Source organism: Acinetobacter sp. YH12251 (genome assembly GCF_013417465.1).
GTDB classification, from domain to species: domain Bacteria; phylum Pseudomonadota; class Gammaproteobacteria; order Pseudomonadales; family Moraxellaceae; genus Acinetobacter; species Acinetobacter amyesii.
Genome location: NZ_VPDZ01000045.1, coordinates 1 through 3,212 on the forward strand (window position 1 = coordinate 1; position 3,212 = coordinate 3,212).

Consider the following 3,212-nt stretch of genomic DNA (forward strand, 5'->3'; position numbering starts at 1 on the left):
AATGGCTTTTATGGCTTCAGCTTTAAATTCTGCGGTGTAAGTCTTCTGTTTCTTGCTCATGGTAAACTCCTAATGAGTATGTATAGTTTACCAAGTTAAACCCTCCTGTTTTTTAAGCACACATCAATCTGCTTCGGCAGATTTAAACAAGAATCTGTATATTGGCAACTGTAAAACACAAAAAACTTAGATCTATTTCTCAGAAAAATAAAATAAGAAAATAATCCTCTCACATGTACACACGAGATCAAAGCAACGAAAAATTCCTGAATATCCTACCCATCATTAAAAATGGTAACTGCTAGATTGAATTGAGATCAGTATGTTGTTTGATTCTAAGAATTTCTCATAATGATAGGTTCATTTCAACCCAAACCCATCCAGATTCGAAGGGTCAAAACTTTTATCAAACATATATTTATCTGCTCTCTCTTTTTTTAATGTCGCCAAGGCATAAAAGAAACATTTCTCACATAACTGTAACTCATATCTTTGCCCATCATGCTTGGAGCCAGACCCCCAATGTGCGGATAAATTTCCAAACTGCAGTTTCGTTGATTGGTTGCATACATCACATACAACATCTGTAACGACTTCTACCTGTTTCAGTTGTTTAATTTCCATATTAAGAACCTCTAAGTTTTAAAATAAATAGCATTGCTATAAGTTGTGACCCAGTTCTTAAAAATATAAAAAATCACAATATATTGTATATTAATTGTAAATAAACACAAAATATGGGGTAGATCAATCTTGTTTAATATTTCAAAAAATTATAAGAATCTTCACTTGATTATTTTTTAAACTTGTAAAGAACTATGGGAAAAGCTTTTGATTTCGATGAAGAATTTGGCGCACCTAAAAAATTGTTGTGCAAAAATTTCAATAAAATCCAAATCAGTATACATCCTGATTTTTCTGGAATTTATCTTTGCTATCAAGAGGCTTTCAAAGCTTTAAAAACAGATCTAGGTATCTTGAATCCAAGTCCCGAGATTCACGTCTGGAAAGATACTAATCTATCCGGTTATACCATCGCCAGTAATTTCCAATGGTTCCTATATTGGACTCAGAACGCACCCAAAGAAATTAATCTAATTATCCATTCTCTTCCCAAAGATAACAAAAAAATCGAACTATTAAAAAATGTGGTTAGTTCCGAATTTCTAAAATTTTGATCCTAGACAGTATCGTGGACAACAAATCCCTCTAAATTCTTAAAATATTTCTTCTCAAAGGCTTCAGGGCTTAACCAGCCGTTTGCAGAATGTCTTCTGACCCGATTGTAATAAATCTCAATATAGTCAAACAAGACAGCATTCGCTTCTTTTCGAGTGGCAAACACACTGCCATGGACCACATGACCTTTCAATGTATGAAAGAAGCTTTCGGTCACTGCATTGTCCCAACAGTTTCCCCTACGTGACATACTTTGAACGCAGTTATTCGTTAATAATAGCGCCCTAAAATCACGACTACAGTACTGTGAGCCTTGGTCCGAATGTACCATGACACCCATTGGATACCCCTGACGAGCCATTGCATAATGAAACGCATCACACACCAATTAACGGTCTATTCGATAGCTGGTTTGCCAACCGACAATACGACGGCTGAATAGATCCAGCATCACACATAAATACAGCCAACCTTGCTTAGTACGGATATAGGTAATATCCGTTGTCCAGATCTTATTGGGTTCATTGACCGTAAATTGACGATCCAACAAGTTAGGCGCTGTAGGCAAACGATGGTTTGAATCAGTCGTATGCTTGTATTTACGTGCAATCCTGCTACGTAAACCAAGCTTTTTAAGCATTCTTCCAACGGTTCGTTCGCTCATGCTGTAACCTAAATCATGCATGTCATGTACCAATGAAGGTGCACCCAATCGTGCATGATGCTGCCAATATACGGCTTTTAAATCATTATATTTCTGCGCTGGATTGGCCTGGCGTTTTCGCCAGGCATAATAGCCTGAAGTGCTGACACCCAGGCATTTACAGGCAGAAGATACAGTGACTTTATTCACATCCAGATCTTGAATTACCGTGTACTTTTCTTGGCATGATCTGTCAGAAAGTACACATGCGCTTTTTTTAAGATGTCATTGGCGTCCCTGAGCTGTTTGACTTCTTTCTCTAATTCCAAGATCCGCTGTTGTTTTGGTGAAAGTTGACGTTTGCTTGAACCCATTGGATTGGCTTCACGAATCCATTTGTCTAAAGTTGAATAACCCACACCTAATTTCTGGGCGATTGCAGCTATAGGTTCGTGGGAGTTTGAAACTGCATAATCAATCGCTTGCTGTTTAAATTCAGGACTAAAACGTTTAGCCATTTCTTGAATCTCCAAAGATTAAAGTTACGTTCTTTAGAGGGACGTGCTGTCCATTATTTTGGCTAGGATCACACCACACAAAATAAAAACTCTATATAACTGTTATATATAGAGTTTATTAAAATACCAATTATGTTATTTAGTGTATTTTATGTCGGTGAGAGATGGATCCGTAAATTTGAACAACTCCTATAAGTGATATTCTGCTCCTCAAATGATGTTATAAACATCAATATATGGAGTATTTTATGGCACGTAGACCAAGAAGAAATCATTCAAATGATTTTAAAGCTAAGGTAGCACTTGCTGCGATTAAAGCAGAAAAAACACTTGCTGAATTGAGTGCTGAGTTTGATGTTCATCAAAACCAAATTATTGACTGGAAAAATCAATTGATCTCAGCTTCCTCGCAAGCTTTCGATCAATCAAAAGCTCCAACAGAACCACCCATCGATCTAAAAAAACTACATGCAAAAATCGGTGAGCAGGCATTAGAAATTGATTTTTTAGAAGGTGTGTTGAAGAAACTGGGCCGCTTCAACCACAAAAGTTAATCGACGACTCACTTCAGATTTCAGTATCTAAGCAAGCTAAGCTGCTGAAAGTCTCCCGTGGTTGTTATTACTATCGCCCAAAACCTGTGAGTGCATCAGATCTGAAGCTGATGCGATGTATTGATGAATTACATATGCAATATCCTTTTGCAGGCAGTCGTATGATGCGTGATTTGTTGAATCGTCAAGGACATCATATAGGACGACGTCATACACGTACTTTAATGAAGAAAATGGGTATTCAGGCGTTATATTGCAAACCAAATTTAAGCCAGGCTAATCAAGCTCACCGTAAATATCCATATCTGCTCAAAGGGT

The 3,212-nt window shown here is 37.1% G+C and carries 1 protein-coding gene and 3 pseudogenes; 2 read left to right on the forward strand and 2 right to left on the reverse strand.

Translation table 11 applies throughout. From position 1 onward, the window contains the following. Window positions 1–360: 360 nt before the first annotated feature. Window positions 361–624 carry a hypothetical protein gene (locus tag FTV27_RS16885; protein WP_180079333.1) on the reverse strand — a complete coding sequence of 88 codons (264 nt, stop codon included), beginning with the start codon at window positions 622–624 and terminating at the stop codon, window positions 361–363. Between the two features lie 194 nt (window positions 625–818). Here FTV27_RS16885 and FTV27_RS16890 point away from each other — a divergent pair. Beyond that, window positions 819–1,175, forward strand: a pseudogene (locus FTV27_RS16890) (hypothetical protein); the annotation flags it as partial. Between the two features lie 5 nt (window positions 1,176–1,180). Here FTV27_RS16890 and FTV27_RS16895 read toward each other — a convergent pair. Beyond that, window positions 1,181–2,340: pseudogene (locus FTV27_RS16895) on the reverse strand (IS3 family transposase). A 236-nt stretch (window positions 2,341–2,576) separates the two neighbouring features. Here FTV27_RS16895 and FTV27_RS16900 point away from each other — a divergent pair. Beyond that, window positions 2,577–3,212, forward strand: a pseudogene (locus FTV27_RS16900) (IS3-like element ISAba14 family transposase); the annotation flags it as partial.

Excerpts from the sequence above, each read along its gene's own strand:
- FTV27_RS16885 (WP_180079333.1), bottom strand. The coding sequence starts at position 624 with ATGGAAATTAAACAACTGAAACAGGTAGAAGTCGTTACAGATGTTGTA.